The following is a 21,459-nucleotide window of genomic DNA, read 5'->3' as shown; positions in this document are numbered from 1 at the left end:
CCACTGCGGGTCATCACGATCAGGGTGTGTCAGCCGCCCGTATGGCTCATGTGGCGGGTCATCTGACCTTCGACCTTCTGGCGGGAATAGTCGAAATCATGGCCCTTGGGCTTGCGCGCGATGGCGTCGCGGATTTCCTGGCGCAGGACGGTGTCGTCCGAATGCGCCCGCAACGGCGCACGCAGGTCGGCGCGGTCTTCCTGACCCAGGCACATGTACAATTCGCCCGTGCAGGTCACGCGGACCCGATTGCAGCTTTCGCAGAAATTATGGGTCATCGGTGTGATGAAGCCGATCTTCTGCCCGGTTTCGGCCAGCTTGACATAGCGTGCGGGGCCGCCGGTGCGTTCGGCCAGATCCAGCAGGGTGAAACGTTCGGCCAGCTGGGCGCGCAGGTCCGACAGCGGCCAATACTGGTCCAGCCGATCCTCGTTGCCCAGATCGCCCATGGGCATCACTTCGATGAAGGTCAGGTCGTGGCCTTCCGCGCCGCACCATTCCACCAGCCGGAACAGTTCGACATCGTTGAAGCCCTTCAGGGCGACGGCGTTGATCTTGACCTGCAGGCCCGCGTCCTGTGCCGCCCTGATGCCGTCCAGAACCTGCTGCAGGCGTCCCCACCGGGTGATCTGGGCGAATTTTTCGTGGTCCAGCGTGTCCAGCGACACGTTCACCCGGCGGACGCCGCATTCGTACAGTTCGGCCGCGTGGCGGGCCAGCTGGCTGCCATTGGTGGTCAGGGTCAGTTCGTCCAGACCGTGACCCAGATGGCGCGACACGTTGCGGAAGAAACCCATGATGCCACGGCGGACCAGCGGTTCGCCGCCGGTGATGCGCAGCTTGCGCACGCCAAGGCCCACGAAGGCCGTGCAAAGACGGTCCAGTTCCTCCAGCGTCAGCAATTCGGCCTTGGGCAGGAACTGCATATGTTCGGCCATGCAATAGACGCAGCGGAAATCGCAACGGTCGGTGACCGAGACCCGCAGGTAATTGATGGGGCGGGCGAAGGGGTCGATCAGGGGGGCGTGCGTTTCCATGGCTGCAATCTAGGCATGCCGGGCGCCGCTCACAATGGGCAGGATCACGGGACTGCCAGTGGACCTTTCGTTTTTGTCGTGCCTAAACTGCGCCAACACATAATCGCAGGAGACGCCGATGCGCATGACACCCCTTGCCGTGACGATGGGACTGGGGCTGGCGCTGGCCGGATGCAGCCAGATGACCAAGACCCAGACCCGCCCGGATATCCAGCCCACCCAGACCGTCAGCGCCGAACAGGTCGCGGCCGCGACCGCCATCACCCGCGCGCCCGCGCCGCGTCCGGCCGCCCGCGCCACCCCCGCGCAGCTGGACACGACCACCCAGGAACAGCGCGAGGCCGCCGCCAAGGCGCCCGAGGCCAGCGCCGAGACCAAGCTGGGGTCGACCGTCGGATCGCTTGGCAATCCGTCCGAAGGGGGCTTCTGGATCAAGACGCCGCTGGTCAAGACACGGGCCATGGGGCGCATCGTGAATCCGGCCAACGGCAAATCCGCCAAGGTCGAGCTGATCCCGCTGACCAGTGGCGGCAGCGGCAGCCAGGTTTCCCTGCCTGCGCTGCAATTGCTGGGCATTTCGCTGACCGATCTGCCGACGCTGGACGTCTACAAATCCTGATCGCTGGCCGGGTCCGTTTCGGCGGGCCCGGTTGTATCCGGCGCATCGGCGTCATCTGATTTCTGCGCCTGAACCTGCGCTTGCGCCTGTGCGATCGCGGCTTCGCGATCCTTGCGCCATTCGGCGACACGTTCGGGCGCTCGCTTGGCCAGGTCCCGCAGCCAGGTATCGACCGCCTGGCGCACGGCGCCGTTGCCGTCATCGGCCAGATGCGCCGCCCAGTCCAGCACGCGTTCGCGGATCTCCAGATCGGCGGGCTTGGGGTTGTTCATCTTGGCCCATGGCAGGGTGCCCATCAGCGCCGCACGGCGCATGAACGGGTTCGGGGATTGCGCCCAGTCCAGCATCTCCTCGATCCGGGCCGGATCGGCGACAAGGCGCTTGGCGCCTGCGACCATCACCGCATCGGCGATCTCGGGGCCGTCCATGCCCGGCGCCCATTCGCGGATGGTGTCCCAGACGGCATCGTCGGGACGGATGCGCGCCTGTACCAACAGGCGGGCGGCGGCCAGGCGGGCCTCGTGGATGTCGCTGTCCCACAGGGCGCGGGCCAGCGCGACGCGGCCGTCGATGTCCAGATTGTCGCGCCAGCCGGCAACGGCGGTCTCGATCTGGGCAGGGGTCAGGCCAAGCGTCTGGCGGCCGGTCTTGTGACGCGCGGCGTTGCGTTCGGCCAGTTCGGGATTGGCCAAGGCGCGAAGCTGGTCCAGTTCCTGCATGAAATTCTCCTGTTTTCCGATCTCCTTCTAGGCGCGTGCGGGCCAAGCCTCAAGAAGATGGTGGAAGCGGGGCTGGCGGCGCGGTAAAAGGCCCGCAAAATCACGAGGTAACCCATGTCGCATTCCGCCCCAGCCCGTCCGATGACCTCTCGCCGCAGCGGCCCCTTGACGGGCGAAGCGACGGTGCCCGGTGACAAGTCGATCAGCCACCGCGCGCTGATCCTGGGGGCCCTGGCCGTGGGCGAAACGCGCATCACCGGCCTTCTGGAGGGCGAGGACGTGCTGGACACCGCCAAGGCCATGCGCGCCTTCGGGGCCGAGGTGACCCAGCACGGTCCCGGCGACTGGAGCGTGCATGGCGTCGGCGTCGGCGGTTTTCGGTCGCCCGAAGGGGTGATCGATTGCGGCAATTCCGGCACCGGCGTGCGGCTGATCATGGGGGCGATGGCCACGACCGACATCACCGCCACCTTCACGGGCGATGCCAGCCTGTCGCGCCGCCCCATGGCGCGGGTGACGGTGCCCTTGGCGCAGCTGGGCGCACGGATCACCGCCCGCGAGGGCGACCGCCTGCCCATCACCATCGAAGGGGCCGCCGATCCCGTGCCGCTGACCTATCGCACGCCCGTGGCCAGCGCGCAGATCAAATCCGCCATCCTGCTGGCCGGACTGAACGTGCCGGGCGACACGGTGGTCATCGAATCCGAACCGACCCGCGACCATTCCGAACGGATGCTGGCAGGTTTCGGCGCCGAAATCCGGTCCGAGACCACCGATGAGGGCCACAGGATCACGCTGAAGGGCCGCCCCGAACTGCGCGCCCAGCCCGTGGCGGTGCCCCGCGACCCCTCCAGCGCGGCATTCCCGGTCGCGGCGGCGCTGATCGTGCCGGGCAGCCATATCCGCGTGCCGGGCGTCAGCCGCAACCCGACGCGCGACGGTCTCTATGTCACGCTGCAGGAGATGGGCGCCGACATCGCCTTCGAAAACCCGCGTGAGGAAGGCGGCGAACCCGTCGCCGATCTGGTGGTCCGCCATGGTCCCCTGAAGGGCGTGTCCGTCCCTGCCGAACGCGCCGCCAGCATGATCGACGAATTCCCGATCCTGTCGGTCATCGCGTCATTTGCCGAAGGCAAGACGGTCATGAACGGCGTCGCCGAACTGCGCGTCAAGGAAAGCGACCGCATCGACGCTATGGCCCGCGGGCTGGAGGCCAACGGCGTCACTGTCGAGGAAACCCAGGACAGCATGACCGTCCATGGCGCTGCATCGGTGGCGGGCGGCGGTCAGGCCGTCACCCATCTGGACCACCGCATCGCCATGTCCTTCATGGTGCTGGGCCTTGCAACCGAAAACCCCGTGCAGATCGACGATGGCAACCCGATCACCACGTCCTTCCCCGATTTCGTGCCGCTGATGACGCGCCTTGGTGCGCAGATCGACTGATCCCTAGCGTTTGCAGGGATAACCGACGCCGGCTAATGCGGCCCTGATCTCGTCCAGGATGGCGGGATCGTCGATGGTGGCGGGGGTCTTGACCTCTTCCCCATCGGCGATCTTGGCCATGGTCGCGCGCAGGATCTTGCCCGAACGCGTCTTGGGCAGGCGATCGACGACGCAGGCCGTCTTGAAGGCCGCCACAGGGCCGATCCGGTCGCGGACCATGGCGACCACCTCGGTCATGACCTGCTGCGATGTCGCGGTCACGCCCTTCTTCAGACACAACAGACCCACGGGTGCCTGACCCTTTAACGGGTCCGCAACGCCGATCACCGCGCATTCCGCGACGGCGGGATGGGCGGAAAGGACCTCCTCCATCGCGCCGGTGGACAGCCGGTGTCCGGCCACGTTGATGACGTCATCGGTGCGCGCCATGATGAAGACATAGCCGTCATCGTCGACAAAGCCCGCGTCACCGGTTTCGTAATAGCCGGGGAAATGGTCCAGATAGGCTTTGCGGAAACGGTCTTCGGCATTCCACAGCGTCGGCAGCGTGCCGGGGGGCAGCGGCAGCTTCAGCGCGATGGCGCCAAGCGTGCCGGGTGCCACGGGGTGCCCGGCCTCGTCCAGCACATGCACCGCATAGCCCGGCATGGGCACCGAGGGACTGCCCTTGCGCACCGGCAGCAGCCCGGCCCCAAGCGGGTTGGCGGCGATGGGCCAGCCGGTTTCGGTTTGCCACCAGTGGTCGATGACAGGAACCTTCAGATGGTGTTCGGCCCAGGTGATGGTGTCGGGATCGGCCCGTTCCCCCGCCAGGAAAAGCGCCCGCAGGCTGGAGAGATCATAGTTGCCGATCAGCCCCCCTTGTGGATCGTCACGCTTGACGGCGCGGATGGCGGTCGGCGCGGTGAAGAAGCTTTTGACCTTGTGATCGGCGACGATGCGCCAGAACGTGCCCGCATCCGGGGTGCCAACGGGCTTGCCCTCGAAGATGACGGTCGTCGCCCCCGCGATCAGCGGCCCATAGACGATATAGCTGTGGCCCACGACCCAGCCCACATCCGAGGCCACGAAGAACACATCCCCCGGCCCGATGTCATAGATCTGCGGCACGCTCCAGGCCAGGGCGACCAGATGCCCGGCGGTGTGGCGCACGACGCCCTTGGGCTGACCGGTCGTCCCCGAGGTATAGAGGATATAGGCCGGATGGTTGCCTGCGACCGGCACGCAATCGACGGGGGTGGCCGATGCCACCGCGGCGTCCCAGTCCAGGTCGCGACCGGGCGTCATGTCGGCAGTGCATTCCGGGCGCTGATGGACCACGCACAGACCGGGTTTATGGCGCGCCTCGTCCAGGGCCTTGTCCAGCAGCGGCTTGTAGGGGACGGTTCGGTTCGGCTCCAACCCGCAGGAGGCGGCAAGGATGGCCTTGGGCTGCGCGTCGTCGATCCGGACCGCCAGTTCATGCGCGGCAAAGCCGCCGAAGACCACCGAATGGATGGCCCCGATCCGCGCGCAGGCCAGCATCGCCTGCAGCGCCTCGGGGATCATCGGCATATAGATGATGACACGGTCGCCCATGCCCACGCCATGCGCCGCCAGAACACCCGCCAGCCGCGCGACCCGGTCCTGTAATTCGGCATAGGTCATCCGGGCGACCTGACCGGTCATTGCGCTGTCATGAATGACTGCGATCCGGTCGCCATGTCCCGCCGCGACGTGGCGGTCGATGGCATTCCAGCAGGTGTTGACCATCCCGTCCGCGAACCATTCGCCCACGGGCCCCTGGTCAAAAAAGGCGCGGCTTGAGCTGCGGGTCCAGTCGATGGCACGGCTTGCGCCCATCCAGAACCCCTCGGGGTCCGATTGCCACTGTGAATAGATGTCCCGATAAGCCATGTTTCCCCTCCCTCGACACGCGCAGCCGCAGTGTTGCGCGGATCGGGGGGGTGCAGGCAAGCCTGTTAGCGCGTGGCAGGCGCACCATTCTGCAAAATGCGTTCCGCAGGGCAGGCGGGGTTTTGCAAACCGCCGATGCCCAGGGGTTTCGGCTTTTCCAGGCGGAACGGTTTGCAAAGCCGGGCGCGCGAATCGCGTTCGCGCGCCCGTCATGGATCAGCCGTAATGGGTGACCGGCGTGCCGGCCAGGACGCTCATGTTCAAGAGGCCGCGCGTGGTGATCGAGGGCGTCACGATATGGGCGCGGTTGCCCATGCCCATCAGGATCGGACCGACCTCGAGGCCGCCGGCGCGCATCTTCAGCGCGTTCCTGACGCCCGAGGCCGCATCGGTGCCCGCAAAGATCAGCACGTTGGCAACGCCTTCCAGGCGCGAGTTCGGGAAGATCCGTTCGCGCAATTCGGGATCCAGCGCCGCGTCGACATGCATTTCCCCATCATACATGAAATCGGGTTCATGCGCGTCCAGCAGCTCCAGCGCCTCGCGCATCTTGCGCCCCGAGGCACTGTCGGTATTGCCGAATTGCGAATGGCTGCACAGTGCGATCTTGGGGGCCAGGCCAAAGCGGCGGACATGGCGGGCGGCGCCCATCACGGCCTCCATCACCTGATGGGGCGTGGGGTCGTTGTGGCATTGCGTGTCGGCAATGAACAGCGGCCCTTCCTCCAGGATGATCATCGACAGCGCACCCACCGGATGCAGGCCGTCGCGGGCCAGGATCTGGCGGACATAGTCCAGATGCCAGCTGTATTGCCCGAAGGTGCCGCAGATCAGGCTGTCGGCTTCGTTGCGATGCACCATGACCGCGCCGATGGCGGTGGTGTTGGTGCGCATGATCGCGCGCGCGATGTCGGGGCTGACGCCGCGCCGCGCCATCAGGCCGTGATAGGTTTCCCAGTAATCACGATAGCGCGGGTCGTTTTCGGGGTTCACGATCTGGAAGTCGATATCGGGGCGGATCGGCAGGCCCGCACGTTCGGCGCGCATGGCGATGACGTCGGGACGGCCGATCAGGATCGGCACGTCGGTCGTTTCCTCCAGCATGGCGTTGGCGGCGCGCAGGACGCGCTCATCCTCGCCCTCGGCAAAGACGATGCGGCGTTCGGTGGTGGCGGCGGCCTCGAAGACGGGGCGCATGATCAGCGCGGATTTGAAGACCGAGCCGTCCAGCTTCAGCTTGTAGGCCTCGAGGTCCTCCAGCGGACGCGCGGCGACGCCCGTCTCCATCGCGGCCTTGGCGACCGCGCTGCTGACGACGCCGACCAGACGCGGGTCGAAGGGTTTGGGGATCAGGTATTCCGGTCCGAAGGTCAGCGTTTCACCGCGATAGGCGGCGGCGGCTTCGGCGGCGGTGGTCGCACGCGCCAAGGCCGCAATGCCCTCGATGCAGGCGATCTTCATCTCGTCGTTGATGGTCGTCGCGCCGACATCCAACGCCCCGCGGAAGATGAAGGGGAAGCACAGGACGTTGTTGACCTGGTTGGGATAATCGCTGCGTCCCGTGGCGATGATCGCGTCGGGCTTGACGGCGCGGGCGGCATCGGGGTCAATTTCGGGATTGGGGTTCGCCAGGGCGAAGATGATCGGGCGGTCGGCCATGCGGGCGACCATGTCCGGCGACAGGACGCCCGGACCCGACAGACCCAGGAACAGGTCGGCCCCGTCGATCACCTCGGTCAGGGCGCGCTTGTCCGAGGCTTGGGCATAGGCGGCCTTCTGCGGGTTCATGTCCTCGGTCCGGCCTTCGAAGACCAAGCCGTGAATGTCGCAAAGCCACACGTTTTCGCGGCGCACGCCCAGCTTCAGCAGCATGTCCAGGCAGGCGATGCCAGCGGCCCCGCCGCCGGTCGAGACGATCTTGATATCCTCGAACCGCTTGCCGGCGATGCGCAGCGCGTTGGTGGCGGCGGCGCCTACGACGATGGCGGTGCCGTGCTGGTCGTCATGGAAGACGGGAATGTTCATCCGTTCGCGGCACAGCTGTTCCACGACAAAGCAGTCGGGCGCCTTGATGTCTTCCAGGTTCACGGCCCCGAAGGTCGGTTCCAGCGCGCAGACGATCTCGGCCAGCTTGACGGGGTCGGGTTCGTTCACCTCGATGTCGAAGCAGTCGATATCGGCGAATTTCTTGAAGAGGACGGCCTTGCCCTCCATCACCGGCTTCGATGCCAGCGCCCCGATATTGCCCAGGCCCAGCACCGCGGTGCCGTTCGAGATGACCGCCACCAGGTTGCCCTTGGTGGTGTAACGCGCCGCGGTCGAGGGGTCGGCCTTGATCTCGAGGCAGGCTTCGGCCACGCCGGGGGAATAAGCGCGGGCCAGGTCGCGGCCGTTCGCCATCGGCTTGGTGGCGCGGATCTCCAGCTTACCGGGTCGCGGAAATTCATGATAATCCAGTGCTGCCTGGCGCGCGCTGTCCTGCCTGCGGTCTTCCATTCTGCCCCTCCGGTTTCGGAATTGGTTTACCGTTAAACCATATTGCGGACGGGGAACAGCGGGCTTGTGCGCCGCGTTTGCACGGGCCTGCAGGAGGGTCCGCTTGCACTGTTCGGCGCGGACGCGCAAATTGAGGCCGACGACACCAAGGGGGCTGACCGATGTCATTGCTGGATGCTGCGCGCGACGTGCGCGAAAATGCCTATGCGCCTTATTCGAAATTCAAGGTGGGGGCGGCGATCCGTTCCGCCTCGGGGGTGGTCTATACGGGCTGCAACGTCGAAAACGTGGCCTATCCCGAAGGCACCTGCGCCGAGGCGGGCGCCATCGCCGCCATGGTCGCCGCCGGAGAGACGCGCCTGACCGAAGTCGCCGTCATCGCCGACAGCCCCAGCCCCGTGCCCCCCTGTGGCGGCTGTCGGCAGAAACTGGCCGAATTCGCCGAAGGCCATACCCCCGTCCTTCTGGCGACCACCGATGGCGGCCGGATGGGAACCACGGTCGGCGACCTGCTGCCGGGCCGTTTCGACGCCGGCCACATGACCAACGCATCATGACCGATCCACGTCCGGTCATTGCCGCCATCCGCGACGGGCGGGGTCTGGATGGTCCGGGCGCGGCCCTGATCGCCCAAGGTCTGGCCGATGGTTCGGTCAGCGACGCCCAGGCCGGAGCCTTTGCGATGGCCGTCCTGACCAAGGGCGTCGGGCCTGCGGGGCGCGTCGCCCTGACCCGCGCCATGCGCGACAGCGGGCAGGTCCTGCAATGGGACCTGTCGGGGCCTGTGGTCGACAAGCATTCGACCGGTGGCATCGGCGACACGGTCAGCCTGGTGCTGGCCCCGCTGCTGGCGGCGCGGGGCGTCTTTGTGCCGATGGTGTCGGGGCGTGGCCTTGGCCATACCGGCGGCACCCTGGACAAGCTGGAGGCGATCCCGGGCTTTCTCTGCGATCAAAGCCAGCAGGATTTCACCCGCATCGTGCGCCAGATCGGATGCGCCATCGTGTCGGCCACCGGCGATGTCGCGCCCGCCGACAAACGGCTTTACGCGATCCGCGACGAATCGGGGACGGTAGAATCGATCGACCTGATCACCGCGTCGATCCTGTCGAAAAAGCTGGCGGCGGGGCTGGATGCGCTGGTGCTGGACGTCAAGGCGGGGTCGGGCGCGATCATGAAAAAGCCTGACAGCGCCCCGCGTCTGGCGCAGGCACTGGTCGACACGGCCAACGGGGCGGGCTGCGTCACATCCGCCCTGATCACCGATATGGACCAACCGCTGGCCCGCAGCGCCGGAAACGCGCTGGAGGTGCTTGAGGCGATCCGCGTGCTGCAGGGCGAAAGGGGCGCGCTGCGCGACCTGACGCTGGCCTTGGCCGCGGAATGCCTGCGCCTGGTCGGACAATCGACCGAGGGTCTGGAGGGCACGCTGGACAGCGGTGCCGCCGCCGAAGTCTTTGGCCGGATGGTGGCCGCGCAGGGCGGGCCCGCGGACCTGATGGAACGCCCCAACGCGCATCTGGCCGCAGCGCCCGTCATCCGTGCCGTTCCCACGCCGACCGGTCGCGTGGCCCGGATCGACGTGACGGCCCTGGGTCACGCGGTCGTGGCCTTGGGGGGCGGTCGCGTCCGCGCCGGTGATCCGGTCGACCCGCGCGTCGGTCTGGACCGGATGGCCAAGCTGGGCGACCAGGTCGGCCCCGACCGCCCGCTGGCCTTTGTCCATGCCGCCGATGATACCGCCGCGCAGGTGGCCGTCGCCGCCGTGCAATCGGCCTATCACCTTGGGGACGAGGGCCAGTCCGGCCCCCTGATCCGCGAAAGGATCACCCCATGACCCGCGCCTTCCTGATCGTCATGGACAGCGTCGGCATCGGCGGTGCCCCCGATGCCGACCAGTATTTCAACGACGGCCAGCCCGATACCGGGGCCAATACCGTTGGCCATATCGCGCAGGCCCGCCCGCTGAGCATGCCGCATCTGTCGGGGCTTGGCCTGGGGCACGCCGTGCGGCTGGCCTCGGGGCAGGATGCGCCGGGGTTGATGGTCGATCCGCAAGGCGCATGGGGCGCCGCGACCGAACTGTCGCGCGGCAAGGACACCCCCTCGGGCCACTGGGAGATCGCGGGCGTTCCCGTGCCATGGGACTGGCATTATTTCCCCGACACCACGCCTGCGTTTCCGCCCGAGGTGACAGCGCGCATCTGCGAATTGGCGGGAACGGGCGGCATCCTGGCCAATTGCCATGCATCGGGCACAGAGGTCATCGACGATTTCGGCCCCGAGCATCTGCAGACCGGCTGGCCGATCTGCTATACCTCGGTCGACAGCGTGCTGCAGATCGCCGCGCACGAGGATGTCTTTGGCCTGGACCGCCTGATCGACCTCTGCCGCGACCTGGCGCCCATGCTGCACAAGATGCGGGTCGGTCGCGTGATCGCGCGGCCCTTTCTGGGCCAGCCGGGCAGCTTTCAGCGCACCCCGAACCGGCGCGACTTTGCCATCGCGCCGCCCGCCCAGACCATCCTGGATATCGCCACCAAGGCGGGGCGCGTCACCCATGCCATCGGCAAGATCGGCGACATCTTCAGCCATCGCGGCATCGCCCATCTGCACAAGGGCAAATCCGATGCGGATCTGGGCGAACACCTGATCCGCCTTGGGCGCGAAGCCCCGGAAGGCAGCCTGACCTTTGCCAATTTCGTCGAATTCGACACGAATTTCGGCCATCGCCGCGACGTCGCGGGGTATGCCGCGCAGTTGGAATGGTTCGACACGGTCGCCGGGCGCTTTCTGGCCACGCTTGGGCCGGGCGATCTGGCGATCTTCACCGCCGATCACGGCAATGATCCGACATGGCGCGGCACCGACCATACGCGCGAACGCGTGCCGGTGCTGGTCCACGGCGCAGGGTCGCGGTCGATGGGGCAGGTGGGCTTTGGCGATATCGGGGCCACGGTCATGGATCACCTGGGGCTTGCGGCCCCCGAACACGGGACCTCATTCCTATGAAGAAGATCGAGTTGCACCTGCATCTGGAGGGGGCGGCACCGCCCGATTTCATCCGCGCCGTCGCCAAGGAAAAGCGCACCGATCTGAGCGGCGTCTTTGATGAACGCGGCGCCTATGCCTATGATGATTTTCCGGGTTTCCTGCGCTGCTACGAGGCTGCGACCGCCGTTCTGACGACGCCCCGCGACTATGCCCGTCTGCTGGCCGAGGTGCTGGAACGCTGCGCCGAAGAAGGCGTCATCTATACCGAGCTGTTCGTGTCGCCCGAATTCTGCGGCGGGGGTGATCTGTCGGCCTGGCGCGATTACCTGGCCGCGATGACCGAGGTTGCCGACAAGGGCCGCGCCATGGGCATCGACAGCCGCGGCATCATCACCGCCATCCGCCACATGGGTCCGGACCACGCCCGGCTGTCGGCGATCTGCGCGGCCGAAACGGCCTTCGACGCGGGCGGCGGCTGGATCACCGGTTTCGGCATGGGCGGGGCGGAACAGGTCCACAAGGCCACAGATTTCGCCTGGAGTTTCGACTGCGCCCGCGAAGCGGGCTTGGGCCTGACCTGCCACGCCGGCGAATGGGGCGGGCCCGAAAGCGTGCGGCAGGCGCTTGATCTTGGCTGCACCCGCATCGGCCACGGTGTGCAGGCGATCGAGGACCCGCAGCTGGTCCGCGACCTTGCCGAACGCGAGATCACGCTGGAGGTCTGCCCGGGGTCGAACATCGCGCTTGGGGTCTATCCGTCCTGGGACCGCCATCCCATCGTGCGGTTGGCCGATGCGGGCGTCCGGGTGACGGTGTCGACCGATGATCCGCCGTTCTTTCACACCACGATGCGCGACGAATACGACCGGCTTGCATCGGTCTTTGGCTGGGGCGATACCGAGTTCCGACAGATCAACCTCTGGGCCGCCGAAGCCGCCTTCTGCGACACCGCCACCCAAGACCGCCTGAAAAAGGAATTCGCCTAATGCCTCATCTGACCGTCGTCGATCACCCCCTGATCCAGCACAAGCTGTCGATCATGCGCCAGGAACAGGTCTCGACCGCCGGTTTCCGACGCCTTCTGCGCGAGATCAGCCTGCTGCTGGCCTATGAGGTCACGCGCGAGCTGGAACTGACCACGATGACCATCCAGACCCCCATGTGCGAGATGGAAGCCCCCACGCTGGAGGGCAAGAAGCTGGCGCTGATCTCGATCCTGCGGGCGGGGAACGGTCTGCTGGACGGGATCCTGGAACTGATCCCCGGTGCGCGCGTCGGCTTCGTGGGTCTCTACCGCGACCCCGAGACGCTGAAGCCCGTCGAATATTACTGCAAGGTCCCCAAGGAACTGGATGCGCGGATGACCATCGTCGTCGATCCGATGCTGGCCACCGGCAATTCCTCGGTCGAGGCGATCAACATGCTAAAGGCGCGCGGGGCCAAGAACCTGCGTTTCCTGTGCCTGCTGGCCGCCCCCGAAGGCGTCGAACGCATGCGCGAAGCCCATCCCGACGTGCCGATCTTCACGGCCTCACTGGACGAAAAGCTGGACGATCACGGCTATATCGTGCCGGGGCTGGGCGATGCCGGCGACCGGATGTTCGGCACGAAATAAGCCCCGCCGTTAACCGCCGTTTCACGCTTTGGCCCTAGCTTCGGGCCAAAGCGGAAAGTGGATGGCAGATGCGGTTTGAACATTGGGTGGCGGCGTTGATCATGACGGGCGGGTCGGCGCTGGCGGCGCCGAACCCTCCGCCGCCGGGTGATTTCACGGGGACGCAATATATCGACGGCGCGGGCTGCGTCTTTCGCCGCGATGATGCGGGCTGGTCTGCGCGCATCGATGGGGCAGGGCAGCCGCTTTGCGGTTTTCCCCCCAGCATCGCGCAGGCTCGTCCAACCGACGCGCCGGCTGAACCGGATGCCGAGACCTTGCTGATGGAGCAGCTGACCCACCAGTTGCGCCCCGGCGAATGGGCCGCCGATCCCGCCCAGCCGGAAACACGCCGCCCGGCAGAACCTGCCCGTCATCCCGATCCCTTGCAGACGACCTTGACGGATGCGCTGAAAGTGGCGCCCGCCGTCAGAGAGGCTGCGGCGATCGAGCCCGCCGATGATCTCTGCACGCGTCTCGGGTATCGCCCAGGGGATGAGGCCGCGCCGGGTGCCGCGTTGGGGCTCTGTCCGGGGATGAAGATCAAGACAGCCACGGCGGCTGCGCCTGTCACCAAAGCCGCGCCGAAGACCGTGCCAGGAAAATCCCGGGCGGCGAAACCGGCATCCAAACCCGTCAGTGCCCCCGTCAGTGCCGTCGTGGCGCGCAGGCCCGCGCCCGTCGCCGCGCCGAAACCGATGGTCGAGATGATCCCGGCCTCGGCGCGTTATATTCAGGTGGGGGCGTTTCAGGACGGCGAAAATGCCCTGATCGTGCTGCGCGCCCTGTCGTCCCGCGGCTATCGCGTGGCGCAATCACGCATCAACGACAAGAACAGGGGCATGCGGGTCATCATGGCCGGACCCTTCCCCGACCGGCAGAAGCTGGTCGAGGCCTTGGCCGAACTGCGCCGCACGGGCTATGCAGGGGCGGTGCCGCGCTAGGCGGTGCGAACCGCCTCGATCATGCGGGCGACATTGTCGGGATCCGCGTCGGGCGTGATGCCATGGCCCAGGTTGAAGACATGCGGACCGTTCCGCAGCGTGCGGGTGATCCGCTGCGCCTCGTGGACCAGTTCGGGGCCGCCGGTGACCATGTGGCCCGGTGCCAGATTGCCCTGCACGCAGCCGTCGACCTGCACGTTCTGCGCCGCCCATTCCGCCGACACCGAGTTGTCCAGCGCAACGCAATCGGCGCCCGTGGCCTTGGCGAAACCGATATAGCGGTCGCCCGCCTCTCTCGGGAAGACGATGACCGGGATGCCGGGGTGGCGCTCCTTCAGCGCAGAGATGATGCGCTTGGCGGGCGCCAGCGCGAAATCATCGAAATCCTGGCCTTTCAGGCTGCCCGCCCAGCTGTCGAACAGCTTGACGACCTCGGCCCCGGCTTTGATCTGGGCCGAGAGATAGAGGATCGTCGCCTCGGTGATCAGATCGATCAGGGCGCTGAAGGTTTCGCGATCGGCGGCCTTGAAGGCATGGGCCGGACCCTGGTCCTTGGTGCCGCGACCGGCGATCATATAAGTGGCCACGGTCCAGGGCGCGCCTGCAAAACCGATCAGCGTGGTTTCACGCGGCAGTTCCTGCGACAGGATGCGCACCGTTTCATAGATCGGCGCAAGGCGTTCGTGGATCTGCTCGGCGGGCTTCAGCCGTGCGAAATCCTCTGCCGAGGTGATCGTGGAGAGCCGCGGCCCTTCGCCTGTCACGAACCACAGATCGGCCCCAAGCGCCTGCGGCACGAGCAGGATATCCGCAAACAGGATCGACGCGTCGAAGCCGAAACGCCGGATCGGCTGCAAGGTCACCTCGGCCGCCAGTTCGGGATTGTAGCACAGCGACAGGAAGTCGCCCGCCTTGGCCCGCGTCGCGCGATATTCCGGCAGGTATCGACCAGCCTGGCGCATCATCCAGATCGGTGGGGTGGGCAAGGTCTCGCCCGCCAGGGCGCGCAGCAGAAGTTTGGTCATATGGCCTCCTGCGCCCCTTGAAGGCGAGGCGACAGACGTTGTCAAGCGTGCGTCCGGCCGCTATCCATGCGCCATGACACAGATGCCCGACACCTCCCGCCCCATCAAGATCGGCACCCGCGGATCGGTTCTGGCATTGGCCCAGGCCCATGAGACGCGTGACCGGATAATGGCCGCCCATGGCCTGCCTGCCGATGCCTTTGAAATCGTCGTCATCAAGACGACCGGCGACCGGATCACCGATCGCCCCTTGAAGGAGATCGGCGGCAAGGGCCTGTTCACCCGAGAGATCGAGGAAGCCCTGACCGCGGGCGCAATCGACATCGCGGTCCATTCCATGAAGGACATGCCGACGCTGCAGCCCGACGGTCTGATCATCGACTGTCTGCTGCCTCGGGAAGATGTGCGCGACGCTTTCGTCAGCCCTCATTTCGGTTCGATTTCGGACCTCCCGCTTGGGGCGACCGTCGGATCGTCAAGCCTGCGCCGGCGCGCCCAGCTGGCACATCGCCGCCCCGATCTGATCCTGGTCGAATTCCGCGGTAACGTTCAGACAAGACTGAAGAAACTGGATGATGGCGTGGCGGTCGCGACGTTCCTGGCAATGGCAGGTCTTCGCCGTCTGAACATGGTGCATGTGGCCCAAAGCGGCATCGATCCTGCCGAAATGCTGCCTGCGGTTGCCCAGGGCGCCATCGGTGTCGAACGTCGCGCCGATGACGCACGGATCGCTGACCTTCTGGCGCCGTTGCACGATACGGAAACCGGCTTGCGCATCGCGGCCGAGCGGGCGTTTCTGAAGCGACTGGATGGTTCCTGTCAGACGCCCATCGCAGGTCTGGCCGAAGTCATCGGCGATGGTCTGACCCTGCGCGGAGAGATCTTGCGCCCCGATGGCAGCGCGGTCGTCAGCGGTACCAGAAATGGCAGCACGGCGGACGGTGCCGCGATGGGTACGGATCTGGCGGAGGAACTGCTGACGCGGGGCGGACCGGGCTTCATGACCCTGTGACGGGGTCGCTGCGCGGTCATGCCGCAGGATCATCATCGGGCGCGCCAAGAAAGGCGCGCCCGTATCATCTTCAATAACTGCGGATCAACCCGACCAGGCGGCCCTGAATGCGCACCCGGTCTTCGGGCAGCAATCGGGTTTCATAGGCAGGGTTCGCGGCCTCGAGGGCGATCATCGCGCCCTTGCGACGATAGCGCTTCAGGGTCGCTTCCTGATCGTCGACCAATGCCACGATGATGTCACCGGTTTCAGCCGTGTCCTGTTCACGGATCACCACCACGTCGCCGTCGTTTATTCCGGCATCGATCATCGAATCGCCGGTCACCTCCAGCGCATAATGATGTTCGCGCCCTGTCAGCATCGTCCCGGGAACCGCTACGTGATGCGACACCTCGGAGATGGCTTCGATGGGCACGCCTGCCGCGATGCGACCCATCAAGGGCAGCTGGACGGCGGGGCTGTCCACCACAGTCATGGCACCGCGCGGCCGCGAGGGCCGCGTGTTGGAGATCACGCGCGGCGTGAATGCGGGCTTGGCCCCGGTCTCCGGTTCCGCCGCATCGGCCAAGTGCGCCAGTGCGTCCGGCAAACGCAGGACCTCCAGCGCACGGGCACGATGGGGAAGGCGCCGGATGAACCCACGCTCCTCAAGTGCGGTCACAAGACGATGGATTCCCGATTTGGACCTGAGGTCCAAGGCATCCTTCATCTCGTCGAATGACGGCGGTACGCCGTCGCGAACCATCCGCCTTTGGATGAATTCCAGCAGTTGGATCTGCTTTTTTGTCAACATGGCCCGGCCTCATCGATATGTTCCGTTAATGTTCTAGCCGATGGCCCGAATCACGTCAATCATTTGACGCAATGAAGATAAAAAAACAGTTAATTGTCAGAGACCAAGAGGAATGTACTCCATCACCTCGCCGGGGCGTCGCGCGGGATCGTGGGCCGGACGGATCAACAGGGCATCGGCCTGCGCCATCAGGGAAAGCCGGGCGGAATCCTGATCCTCGAACGGGGTGATGACCGATATGTCGCCTGCGCGGTCCAGCCGGGCCCGCAGATAGTGCTGGCGCGGACCTTCGGCAGGCAGCTCGCGTCCAAGTTGGGCACGACCGGTGGGGATGCCCGCCGGAAGGCCCTGCATCGCGCGGATCAGAGGTTGCATGAATAAGATCCCGCAAGTCATTGCCGAGACAGGGTTTCCCGGCAGGCCAAGCATGGCTGAACCGTGCAGCCGACCTGCCATCAGCGGCTTTCCGGGCCGCATCGCGATCTTGTAGAAGGCGCGATCCAATCCCAGTTCAGCCGCGATCTTGCCGATCAGGTCGTGATCGCCGACCGACGCACCGCCGATGGTCACGATCAGGTCGGCATCGCCCGCTGCCGCGAAACTGTCGCGCAGGCTTTCATCCGTATCCTGGGCAATCGGCAGGATGCGGGGCACACCCCCCGCCTGCGACACCATCGCCGCAATCGCCAGGTCGTTGGAGCTGATGATCTGTCCGGGTCGCGGATCACTGCCCGGAGGCAGAAGTTCGTCGCCGCCGGCAAGAATGGCTACACGCGGCTGCCTGGCCACGGTGACGGTCGGCAGGTTCATGGCCGCCAGCAGGCCGATATGCGCGGCGGTCAGGATCTGCCCCGCTTCCACTTGATCACCCGTGGCGAAGTCATTGCCACGAGCCCTGATATTGCTGCCCGAAGACCGTGTCTGGACGCGGATGCTGTCCCCGTCACGCAGGATGTTTTCCTGCAATTCGACATGGTCGAACCCGGCGGGAACGGGCGCGCCGGTGAAAATCCGGATGGCTTGACCTGGGCCGGGTTGCCCGGTCCAGGGATGCCCCGCCGCGGCGGTGCCGACGACCTGCATGGGGCCCGACATATCGGCGGCGCGCATGGCATAGCCATCCATCGCCGACGCATCGAAGGGCGGTTGCGTCAATCTGGACACGGCAGGTTCCAGCAATGCCCGACCGTGCGCCTGCGCCAAGGGCACGGTTTCGGCTACGGGTGCCTTGGCCAGTGTCAAGACGCGTTCCAGCGCCTCGGGGACGGGGATCATGGCTGCGCCTCATAGAGGCCCGATTTCCCGCCCTCTTTCCGAAGCAGCCGGATATCGGTGATCTGCATCCCCTTTTCGGCCGCCTTGAGCATGTCATAAATGGTCAGACAGGCCGTCGTCACCGCCGTCAGGGCCTCCATTTCCACGCCCGTGCGACCCGTGGTGCGCACCGTCGCCGTGACGCGGATGCCGGGCAGGGTGTCATCGGGGATCAATTCCAGCGCGACCTTGGCGATGGGCAGGGGGTGACATAGAGGGATCAGATCTGCCGTCCGCTTGGCCCCCATGATGCCTGCCAGCCGGGCGACGCCCATGACGTCGCCCTTGGCGGCTCCACCCTTGGCCAGGGCCAGCGTGTCGGCGGTCATGATGACACAGCCGGTCGCCACGGCCTCGCGTGCGGTTTCTTCCTTGCCGGAAACATCGACCATATGGGCCTGACCGGCGGCGTCGAAATGGGTCAGGCTCATGCCGGCACGTCCAGAATGGCGCGTGTCGCGGCGGCGACGTCGTCCTGACGCATCAGGCTTTCGCCGATCAGGAAACGGCGCGCGCCGACCTGCATCATGTCGGCCAGATCCGCAGGCGCGAAAAGACCGCTTTCGCAGACCACCTGACGGTCGTCGGGAACGCGCGGCGCCAGTTCGCGCGTCACATCAAGGGTGACGTCGAAGGTCTTGAGATTGCGATTGTTTATCCCGATCATCGGTGATTTCAGGCGCAGGGCGCGGTCCAGTTCATCCGCGTCGTGAACCTCGATCAGCGCGTCCATGCCCCAATGGGTCGCGGCATCTTCCAGTTCGGCCGCCAGGACGTCGTCGACGGATGCCATGATGATCAGGATGCAATCGGCGCCCCAGGCCCGCGCTTCGGCCACCTGATAGGTGTCATGCAGGAAATCCTTGCGCAGCGCCGGCAGATCGCAGGCATCGCGGGCGGCCGTCAAATATTCGGGGGCGCCCTGAAAGCTGGGTCCGTCGGTCAGAACCGACAGACAGGCCGCGCCCCCGGCCTTATAGGCGCGGGCCAGCTCGGCGGGCGCGAAATCGGACCGGATCAGCCCCTTCGAGGGGCTGGCCTTCTTGATCTCGGCAATCAATGCGGGGCCGGTTTCCGCCGCCGCATCCAAGGCGCGGGCGAAACCACGGGGGGCCGAAGCGGCACGTGCGGCGGCCTCGACATCGGCCAGCGGACGTGCGGCCTTGGCGGCGGCGATTTCGTCCAGCTTGTAGGCCTTGATCTTTTCCAGAATATCCATGGGTCCGGTTCTAGCGCTGCGAGTGTGTCGAGGGAAGGGGACCTATGCGGTCCAATCGATCGGTTGGCGACCCTGATCGACCAGCCAGTCATTGATCCGGCTGAAGGGACGACTGCCAAAGAAGCCCCGCCGCGCCGACAGGGGCGACGGATGCGCCGTGGCAATCACCAGATCCTGCGGTCTGGCCAGATCGGCCAGCGTCTTCTGCGCATGGTTGCCCCACAGCAGGAAGGCCAGCGGCCCATGATCCTGCGCGGCGGCGACCGCCTGTCGGGCCAGATGCTGCCAGCCCCATTTCGCATGGATGCCCGCTTGGCCCGGCAGGACGCTCAGCGCGCTGTTCAACAGCAGCACCCCCTGTCGCGCCCATCCCGACAGATCACCGGTCGGGGGCGTTGCACCCACATCATCTTGCAGCTCGGCAAAGATGTTGCGCAGCGACCGCGGCAGCGGTGTTTCGGGTGTGACCGAAAAGGCCAGCCCGTTGGCGTGGCCGGGTGTCGGATAGGGGTCTTGGCCCAAAATGACGACGCGGGTTTTTGCGGGACTGGTGGCCTGCAGCGCCGCAAAGACGTTGGCCGGGCCGGGCAGCCAGTCCTGACCCGCCAGCCGGTTGCGGATGGCGGGCCATTCCTGTCGAAAAAAGGGCAGGTTGGCCCAGGCTTCCGGCGGGGTCATGCCTCGGGCGGGCCGGTCACTTGGGACAGCGCGACAAGACGGGCCTTGGCCGCGCCGCTGTCGATGGATTCGGCCGCCATCCGCGCGCCGTCGCGCAGATCGGTCACCTTGTCGGCCACCAGCAGGGCCGCTGCCGCATTCAAGAGCACGGCATCGCGATAGGCACCGGTCTGGCCCTCCAACAGGGCGCGGAAGGCGGCGGCGTTCTGTTCGGGTTCGCCGCCGATGATGTCCTCGAACGGATGACGCGGCAGGCCGGCATCCTCGGGGGCGATGGTGAATTCGGTGATCTGGCCATCCTTCAGGGCGGCGACATGGCTTTCCGCGGCGATGCTCAGCTCATCGGTGCCGTCGCCGCCATGGACCAACCAGGCCGCATCGGAACCCAGATCGCGCAGCACCTCGGCCATGGGGCGGATCCATTGGGCGCTGAAAGCGCCGGTCAGCTGGCGCCGGACGGATGCCGGATTTGTCAACGGTCCCAAAAGGTTGAAGACGGTTCTTGTCCCAAGCTCCGCACGCGGCGGGCCGACATGGCGCATGGCCGGGTGATGCATCGGCGCCATCATGAAACAGATGCCCGCCTGGCTCAGGGCCTGTTGCGCCACGGCAGGCCCGCCCATGACGTTGATGCCCATCTTGACCAGCGCATCCGCAGCACCCGATTTCGACGACAGGTTGCGGTTGCCATGCTTGGCCACGGGCACGCCCGCGCCGGCCACCACGAACGCCGTCGCGGTCGAGATGTTCAGCGTGCCTTTGCCGTCGCCACCCGTTCCGACGATGTCCATCGCGCCGGCAGGGGCCGTCACGCGGTTCATGCGGTTGCGCATGGCACGGGCGGCGGCGGCAATTTCCTGGACCGTTTCGCCGCGCACGCGCAGGGCCATCAGCAGGCCGCCGATCTGGGCCGGGGTGGCCGCGCCGTCGAACAGGGCGGAAAAGGCGGTTTCGGCCTCGGGGCCGGTCAGCGGACGGGTCGCGGCGATCCCGATCAACGGGCGGATGTCGGTCATGCGGCGGCCTCTGCCTTGGTGCAGCGGGACAGGAAGGTGCGGATCATCTCGTGCCCGTTTTCCGAGGCGATGGATTCTGGGTGGAACTGGACGCCTTCGATCGGCAGATCGCGGTGGATCAGCCCCATGATCGTCCCGTCATCCGAGGTCGCGGTGACGCGCAGGCAATCGGGCAGGCTTTCGGGCTGCACCGTCAGCGAATGATAGCGCGTGGCGTTCATGGGGGATGGCAGGCCCGAAAAGACGCCCGAACCGTCATGGCTGATCGCATCGACCTTGCCATGTAGGATGCGGGTCGCGCGCACGATCTTGCCGCCGAAGGCCTGGCCGATGGCCTGATGCCCCAGACACACGCCCAGCAGGGGAATGCGCCGGTCGGCCGCCGCGGCGATCAGGTCCAGGCAAATGCCCGCCTGATCGGGATCGCAGGGACCCGGAGAGATCACGATGCCGTCGGGGTTCAGCGCCAGCGCCTGATCGACGGTCAGCTGATCGTTGCGGCGCACCGTGACCTCGGCCCCCGCTTCGCCCATGTAATGGACCAGGTTCCAGGTGAAGCTGTCGTAATTGTCGATCAGAAGGATCATCGGCTTGGCA

The 21,459-nt window shown here is 66.3% G+C and carries 21 protein-coding genes; 9 read left to right on the top strand and 12 right to left on the bottom strand.

The features are described 5' to 3' along the window. Nucleotides 1-29: 29 nt before the first annotated feature. Nucleotides 30-1,037 carry a GTP 3',8-cyclase MoaA gene (gene moaA / locus IE00_RS06505; RefSeq protein WP_072296264.1) on the bottom strand — a complete coding sequence of 336 codons (1,008 nt, stop codon included), beginning with the start codon at nt 1,035-1,037 and terminating at the stop codon, nt 30-32. Nucleotides 1,038-1,155: 118 nt separating this feature from the next. Between moaA and IE00_RS06500 the strand changes: the two genes are divergently transcribed. Then, nucleotides 1,156-1,656, top strand: coding sequence for a hypothetical protein (locus tag IE00_RS06500; RefSeq protein WP_083554127.1), 501 nt, complete (start codon nt 1,156-1,158; stop codon nt 1,654-1,656). Here IE00_RS06500 and IE00_RS06495 read toward each other — a convergent pair. Beyond that, nucleotides 1,644-2,375: a DNA alkylation repair protein gene (locus tag IE00_RS06495; RefSeq protein ID WP_072296263.1), complete on the bottom strand. Its 732-nt coding sequence runs from the start codon at nt 2,373-2,375 to the stop codon at nt 1,644-1,646. The genes IE00_RS06500 and IE00_RS06495 overlap by 13 nt on opposite strands. 114 nt (nt 2,376-2,489) lie before the next feature. Here IE00_RS06495 and aroA point away from each other — a divergent pair, with 114 nt between their 5' ends. After that, entirely contained in the window at nt 2,490-3,821 is a 1,332-nt protein-coding gene (gene aroA / locus IE00_RS06490) for a 3-phosphoshikimate 1-carboxyvinyltransferase (protein ID WP_072296262.1), read from the top strand. 3 nt (nt 3,822-3,824) lie between these two features. On the opposite strand, the gene IE00_RS06485 is transcribed toward aroA, so the two are convergent. Both IE00_RS06485 and IE00_RS06480 read right to left on the bottom strand, forming a co-directional pair. Continuing rightward, entirely contained in the window at nt 3,825-5,717 is a 1,893-nt protein-coding gene (locus tag IE00_RS06485; protein WP_072296261.1) for a propionyl-CoA synthetase, read from the bottom strand. A 216-nt stretch (nt 5,718-5,933) separates the two neighbouring features. After that, nucleotides 5,934-8,213, bottom strand: a complete 2,280-nt coding sequence (locus IE00_RS06480) for an NADP-dependent malic enzyme (protein WP_072296260.1) — start codon at nt 8,211-8,213, stop codon at nt 5,934-5,936. Between the two features lie 161 nt (nt 8,214-8,374). On the opposite strand from IE00_RS06480, the gene IE00_RS06475 reads away from it, so the two are divergent. The 6 genes from IE00_RS06475 to IE00_RS06450 all read left to right on the top strand — a co-directional run bounded on the left by IE00_RS06475 (nt 8,375) and on the right by IE00_RS06450 (nt 13,805). Beyond that, a complete protein-coding gene (locus IE00_RS06475; protein WP_072296259.1) occupies nt 8,375-8,770 on the top strand; it encodes a cytidine deaminase in 396 nt (131 codons plus the stop codon). After that, nucleotides 8,767-10,050 (top strand): thymidine phosphorylase, encoded by a 1,284-nt coding sequence (locus tag IE00_RS06470; protein WP_072296258.1) that lies wholly within the window; start codon nt 8,767-8,769, stop codon nt 10,048-10,050. Before IE00_RS06475 ends, IE00_RS06470 begins: the two co-directional genes overlap by 4 nt. Further along, nucleotides 10,047-11,225, top strand: a complete 1,179-nt coding sequence (locus IE00_RS06465) for a phosphopentomutase (protein ID WP_072296257.1) — start codon at nt 10,047-10,049, stop codon at nt 11,223-11,225. Before IE00_RS06470 ends, IE00_RS06465 begins: the two co-directional genes overlap by 4 nt. Next, on the top strand, nt 11,222-12,193 hold the full coding sequence (locus IE00_RS06460; RefSeq protein WP_072296256.1) for an adenosine deaminase: 972 nt from the start codon (nt 11,222-11,224) through the stop codon (nt 12,191-12,193). Before IE00_RS06465 ends, IE00_RS06460 begins: the two co-directional genes overlap by 4 nt. Further along, nucleotides 12,193-12,822 carry a uracil phosphoribosyltransferase gene (gene upp / locus IE00_RS06455; RefSeq protein ID WP_072296255.1) on the top strand — a complete coding sequence of 210 codons (630 nt, stop codon included), beginning with the start codon at nt 12,193-12,195 and terminating at the stop codon, nt 12,820-12,822. The genes IE00_RS06460 and upp overlap by 1 nt, the downstream gene beginning before the upstream one ends. A gap of 68 nt (nt 12,823-12,890) precedes the next feature. Further along, nucleotides 12,891-13,805 (top strand): SPOR domain-containing protein, encoded by a 915-nt coding sequence (locus IE00_RS06450; protein ID WP_072296254.1) that lies wholly within the window; start codon nt 12,891-12,893, stop codon nt 13,803-13,805. Here IE00_RS06450 and hemE read toward each other — a convergent pair. Further along, entirely contained in the window at nt 13,802-14,830 is a 1,029-nt protein-coding gene (hemE, locus tag IE00_RS06445) for a uroporphyrinogen decarboxylase (protein ID WP_072296253.1), read from the bottom strand. The two genes, IE00_RS06450 and hemE, sit on opposite strands and share 4 nt — an antisense overlap. 73 nt (nt 14,831-14,903) lie before the next feature. On the opposite strand from hemE, the gene hemC reads away from it, so the two are divergent. Then, a complete protein-coding gene (hemC, locus tag IE00_RS06440; RefSeq protein ID WP_139291350.1) occupies nt 14,904-15,842 on the top strand; it encodes a hydroxymethylbilane synthase in 939 nt (312 codons plus the stop codon). A 70-nt stretch (nt 15,843-15,912) separates the two neighbouring features. Here the strand turns inward: hemC and lexA are convergent, their stop codons facing one another. The 7 genes from lexA to IE00_RS06405 all read right to left on the bottom strand — a co-directional run bounded on the left by lexA (nt 15,913) and on the right by IE00_RS06405 (nt 21,449). Then, on the bottom strand, nt 15,913-16,635 hold the full coding sequence (gene lexA / locus IE00_RS06435) for a transcriptional repressor LexA (protein WP_072296251.1): 723 nt from the start codon (nt 16,633-16,635) through the stop codon (nt 15,913-15,915). Between the two features lie 96 nt (nt 16,636-16,731). Next, the gene (gene glp, locus IE00_RS06430) at nt 16,732-17,910 is read right to left on the bottom strand and encodes a gephyrin-like molybdotransferase Glp (protein ID WP_072296250.1); all 1,179 of its coding nucleotides are present in this window, start codon (nt 17,908-17,910) and stop codon (nt 16,732-16,734) included. After that, nucleotides 17,907-18,380, bottom strand: a complete 474-nt coding sequence (gene moaC, locus IE00_RS06425) for a cyclic pyranopterin monophosphate synthase MoaC (RefSeq protein ID WP_072296249.1) — start codon at nt 18,378-18,380, stop codon at nt 17,907-17,909. The genes glp and moaC overlap by 4 nt, the downstream gene beginning before the upstream one ends. After that, entirely contained in the window at nt 18,377-19,168 is a 792-nt protein-coding gene (gene trpC, locus IE00_RS06420; protein ID WP_072296248.1) for an indole-3-glycerol phosphate synthase TrpC, read from the bottom strand. The genes moaC and trpC overlap by 4 nt, the downstream gene beginning before the upstream one ends. Before the next feature lie 42 nt (nt 19,169-19,210). Then, nucleotides 19,211-19,846, bottom strand: coding sequence for a uracil-DNA glycosylase (locus IE00_RS06415; protein WP_072296247.1), 636 nt, complete (start codon nt 19,844-19,846; stop codon nt 19,211-19,213). Further along, nucleotides 19,843-20,862 carry an anthranilate phosphoribosyltransferase gene (gene trpD / locus IE00_RS06410; RefSeq protein WP_072296246.1) on the bottom strand — a complete coding sequence of 340 codons (1,020 nt, stop codon included), beginning with the start codon at nt 20,860-20,862 and terminating at the stop codon, nt 19,843-19,845. The genes IE00_RS06415 and trpD overlap by 4 nt, the downstream gene beginning before the upstream one ends. Then, the gene (locus IE00_RS06405) at nt 20,859-21,449 is read right to left on the bottom strand and encodes an aminodeoxychorismate/anthranilate synthase component II (RefSeq protein WP_072296245.1); all 591 of its coding nucleotides are present in this window, start codon (nt 21,447-21,449) and stop codon (nt 20,859-20,861) included. Before IE00_RS06405 ends, trpD begins: the two co-directional genes overlap by 4 nt. Nucleotides 21,450-21,459 lie beyond the last annotated feature (10 nt).

This window comes from Paracoccus sp. SM22M-07, assembly GCF_001887735.1.
Classification (GTDB): Bacteria; Pseudomonadota; Alphaproteobacteria; order Rhodobacterales; family Rhodobacteraceae; genus Paracoccus.
This window is presented reverse-complemented; position numbering and strand designations above follow the sequence as displayed.